This window comes from Bifidobacterium sp. UBA744 (genome assembly GCA_002298605.1).
Taxonomy (GTDB): domain Bacteria; phylum Actinomycetota; class Actinomycetes; order Actinomycetales; family Bifidobacteriaceae; genus Bifidobacterium.
In genome coordinates this window covers 29502-31995 of sequence record DBKS01000059.1, presented here as the reverse complement: position 1 = coordinate 31995, position 2494 = coordinate 29502, and the positions used below count along the sequence as shown (strand labels likewise).

The window sequence follows — 2494 nt, the reverse complement described above, 5'->3', positions numbered from 1 at the left end:
GCGATGCGGAGGCCTCCATCTGAGAGACGTCCGGATCGATGTCCGATTCGCCCTGCGTATGCTCGAAGACCTGTGTCACGTCGATCAGATCGACGACCTGCTTGCCGAGTCGCGAAGTCGCCATCTGCTTCAATTCCAACGTGTTGCGCACCGGCGGCACATCGGCGATGAGCTCGCGGGCAGCCTTCACGTGGAACTTCTGCTTGGTGGAGCGCGCACGCGCGCCACGGGTCAGCCACGCCAATTCCTTGCGCGCCAGATTGCGGCGCTTCGTCTCGCGCACATCAGCCTGGCGGTCACGTTCCACGCGCTGCAGCATATACGCGGAGTAGCCGCCCTCGAAGGGGTCGATCACGCCGTCGTGAACCTCCCACATCGACTCGCACACCTCGTCGAGGAACCACCGGTCGTGGGTGACGAGCAGCAGCGCGCCCTGCCCGGCGGGCCAACGGTTCTTCAGATGCTCGGCAAGCCAGTGGATCGTCACCACGTCCAAGTGGTTCGTCGGCTCGTCAAGCGCGAGGATGTCCCAATCCTTGAGCAGCAGACGGGCCAAATCGGCACGGCGACGCTGACCGCCGGACAGCGATCCGATCTTCGCGTCCAGGCTGATGCCGCCGAGCAACGCCTCGACGATCTCACGCGACCGCGTCTCCGCGGCCCATTCGTAATCCTCGCGGCCCTCCAACGCGGCCTCGCGCACCGTGGCGTCGTCATCGAGCGGATCGCGCTGGTCAAGCATGCCGAACGTCAGGCCGTTGCGCTTGGTTACGCGCCCGGAATCCGGCTCCTGCGTGCCGCGGAACAGATGCAGCAACGTGGATTTGCCGTCGCCGTTCTTGCCGACGATGCCGATGCGGTCGCCTTCGAAGACACCCTGCGTCACATCGGTGAAGATGGTCTTGGTGGCAAAGGAAAGGGCAACGTGTTCGAGTCCAAGGTCATAGGTCGGCATGATTCACCAATGTAATGCCATGCCTAGAAACCAAAGACCGCCATGGCCACCACCGCATGGCCCGCCATCGGTCAGTCGGCGGCGAGCAGCGCGTTGGCGCAGGTGCTGCACCGCGCGGCGAATCCCGAGAACACCTGTTCGGCCAATGGCTGCAGCTTGGTGTCGAATTCGGCGAACTGGTCACGCAACTGCGATTTCGACAACCCGGCGGCCTTGAGATCCTTCACCATCGACGGTTCGGCCAGCCAATCCTCCAGCACCGACGCGGTCACCTCGAGATGGAACTGCATGCCCAGCGCCGACCCGAGCCGGAACGCCTGCACCTTGGTTCCGGATGTGCGGGCAAGCAGCTGCGCTCCCTCAGGCAACCCGATGACATCGTTATGCCAGTGCAGCACGGCCAGCTGCTTGTCCCACATGGAGAAAAACCCATGCGTGTCCACGCGCTTAATCGGCGCGTACCCGATCTCCGGCGCGGGCCCTTTCGACAGCTTCGCCCCCAACGCGGTTCCAATGATCTGATGGCCCAGGCATATGCCCAGCACGGGTTTGCCCACGCTTATCGCGGCACGGGCCAGCTTCGCCTCGACTTTCAGTCCCGGATATTTGTCGTAATCCAGCGCGCCCATCGGACCGCCCATGATCACCACGCCGGCCACATCCTTGAAATCCGGCAGATCCGGTTTTTTCCGGTCGACGATGGACAGGATCTGATATCCCAGATCCAGATCCTCGAGATTCTGCAGGATCCGACCCGGCTGTTCCCACGGAACATGCTGAAGAATAAGCACCTGAGGTTTGGACATACCACCCATTGTGCCACCCCCCGGTAACGCGGTGCGCCACGAGCCTTGCGCCTTCCCCCGCGCGTGATAGGCTCGGCCCTATGGAAACCAATGAGCAGAACGTCTCTCAGGCGGCGCGCGGCCTGAAGCTCTATGACACCGCATCGCATACCATTTCGGCATTCAAGCCGATCAAGCCGGGCAAAGTGGGCATCTACGTATGTGGGGCCACCGTGCAGTCAAGCCCTCATATCGGCCATATCCGCGCCGCGGTGGCGTTCGACATCGTGCGCCGTTGGTTCACCAAGCTTGGTTATGACGTCACATTCGTGCGCAATGTGACCGATATCGACGACAAAATCCTCGACAAGGCGGCCGCGGCCGGCCAGCAGTGGTGGGCGCGCGCCTACTATTACGAGCGCGAATTCACCCACGCCTATGAGACGCTGGGCGTGCTCGCACCCACCGTGGAGCCGCGGGCCACCGGCCATATGCTCGACATGATCGATCTGATCCAGCGCATCATCGACAACGGCCACGGGTATGTGGTGCGCAACGAACAGGGCAATCCCACCGGCAATGTGTATTTCGACGTGGCGTCGTGGCCGCATTACGGCGAACTGACCCACCAAAAGCAGACAGGCGCGGAAGTGGACGAGGCGGCCGCCACCGCCGATCGCATGGGACCGTCCGTGGACGCCACCGGCGACGACAAGTACAATCCCGTCGACCCGGCCGACGCCTCGCCCGACAA

The 2494-nt window shown here is 63.0% G+C and carries 2 protein-coding genes and 1 pseudogene; 1 reads left to right on the top strand and 2 read right to left on the bottom strand.

Annotation, left to right across the window (positions count from 1 at the left end):
- A partial coding sequence (locus B2994_RS06715; protein WP_291527596.1) for an ABC-F family ATP-binding cassette domain-containing protein occupies window positions 1-955 on the bottom strand: 955 nt, incomplete at its 3' end.
- A gap of 71 nt (window positions 956-1026) precedes the next feature.
- Complete coding sequence (locus B2994_RS06710) at window positions 1027-1761, bottom strand: type 1 glutamine amidotransferase (protein ID WP_291527595.1); 735 nt, start codon at window positions 1759-1761, stop codon at window positions 1027-1029.
- Window positions 1762-1841: 80 nt separating this feature from the next.
- Between B2994_RS06710 and B2994_RS06705 the strand changes: the two are divergent.
- A pseudogene (locus B2994_RS06705) lies at window positions 1842-2494 on the top strand (cysteine--tRNA ligase); the annotation flags it as partial.